The sequence below is a fragment of the Oleiphilus sp. HI0123 genome (assembly GCF_001635315.1).
In genome coordinates this window covers 1-1,516 of record NZ_LWGE01001603.1, presented here as the reverse complement: position 1 = coordinate 1,516, position 1,516 = coordinate 1, and the positions used below count along the sequence as shown (strand labels likewise).

Sequence of the window (1,516 nt, the reverse complement as noted above, 5' to 3'; positions counted from 1 at the left end):
TCTTCAACATCTTAATGCCTTCATCAACAGCATAACCTTTAGCTATTCCGCCTAAGTCAAGAGCGACTCCAGGAGAGCTAAAGCGTACTGTTTGAGCACTTCTATTTAAAACAATATGGCGATAATCCAGTACTGGCAACTTCGCACTGATTTGAGAATCAGAAGGCTGCGCGTGTTGTCGGTAATCATATAAAAAACCAACCGAGGCAAAGCTGATATCAAAGGCACCTTGAGATAAAGCCGACACAGACAAAGACTTTTCGAGTAAGCTAAACAGCTCAGTCGATATCACTAGCGTTTGCTCAGAGGCAAGTCTATTTACCTTGGAGAGCTCAGATTCAGAAATATACCGCGACATCTTTGCCTCGATATCATTAAAGCGATTCAGCACTGCGCGCTTAGCCTTCTCTGCTTTAATCTTATCGTCTAACCAAAACTCCAAGCTTAAGTTGGTCGTCATCACCTCTGCAGAAAACTCATGCCACTCGGCTTTCAAGGGCATGCTAAGAAAAACTAAGAAGCAAATGAGAAAACTCAAACAGTTTTTCATAATGTTATCCAAAATATCTCTCCAACCACGACGAATAGACCCATCCTAAAATATTGGTTAAAATCAATAAACCCTCTTGCTGGAACAACACAATGAACTTGGCACCTAGTAATAAAACTATTGATGCACTTAAGAGTCTCTCTCTTAAAGAAGCGAGTCGAATTGAACTTGTCTGGCTTTATGGTTCACAAGCGAATCATACCGCTGATTGCGCGAGTGATTATGACCTAGCGATAGCGCTACATAAGGAATGTAATCAAGCAGACAAATTCATTCAAGACCTTGAGTATCAATGGTCAAATAATCTAGACCAGAATATATCAATCGTTGATATTAACTCAGTGCCCGTGCCATTGGCTTACAACATTATTGATCTCGGCACTCCGCTCTACATTGGCAATGACTTGCGCCTTCATAGCGAAGAACAGCGAATATGGTCATTATGGAGTGAATATGCCCATGAACACCAGCAACATTATCCTTAAACGGCGTTCCAGAGAATTTACTATGTCGACATACCAAGCCTATGTATTTGCCATCAAAGAACAAGTCGCTCAGCACTTGGCTGGTTTGGATGAGTTGGCCTGCACCATTCAGAAACGCCCCTTAACATTTAACGAACGTAGCGCTGTAGAAAGGAATCTACAGGTTCCTATCGAGGCTGCTATTGGCTGCTCAAAGCACTATCTCAAGAAGATATCTAAACCTGTTCCTTCGGAAGCCCGAGCTAGCATTGAAAGAATCTACGAACAACTCGCCATTACCACTCCTGAAATAAATGAAATGCGCGGCGCAATAGGCATGCGAAACGCCATCATTCATGACGACCTTAACCTTGATTGGAAAAAGTTAGAAGCCATACTTGCAAAGCAAAAATACTATAATGTGAAAGATTATATCAGCCTACTCTGTTCTGCACTTCTTAGCGAATAGCGCGTTTTTTTAATACCTTTTCTATGGCTACGT

Annotated in this window: 3 protein-coding genes; 2 read left to right on the top strand and 1 reads right to left on the bottom strand. The window is 41.8% G+C overall.

The window, feature by feature from the left end:
• Positions 1-502, bottom strand: a 502-nt coding sequence (locus tag A3761_RS21525) for an FAD:protein FMN transferase (RefSeq protein WP_197473167.1), incomplete at its 3' end; no start/stop codon positions are given.
• A gap of 140 nt (positions 503-642) precedes the next feature.
• Here A3761_RS21525 and A3761_RS26360 point away from each other — a divergent pair.
• The gene (locus A3761_RS26360; protein WP_068508473.1) at positions 643-1,035 is read left to right on the top strand and encodes a nucleotidyltransferase domain-containing protein; all 393 of its coding nucleotides are present in this window, start codon (positions 643-645) and stop codon (positions 1,033-1,035) included.
• A 22-nt stretch (positions 1,036-1,057) separates the two neighbouring features.
• Positions 1,058-1,483: a DUF86 domain-containing protein gene (locus A3761_RS21515; protein ID WP_068739382.1), complete on the top strand. Its 426-nt coding sequence runs from the start codon at positions 1,058-1,060 to the stop codon at positions 1,481-1,483.
• The last annotated feature ends 33 nt before the right edge of the window (positions 1,484-1,516 follow it).

Excerpts from the sequence above, each read along its gene's own strand:
- A3761_RS21515 (WP_068739382.1), top strand. The coding sequence starts at position 1,058 with ATGTCGACATACCAAGCCTATGTATTTGCCATCAAAGAACAAGTCGCT.
- A3761_RS26360 (WP_068508473.1), top strand. The coding sequence starts at position 643 with ATGAACTTGGCACCTAGTAATAAAACTATTGATGCACTTAAGAGTCTC.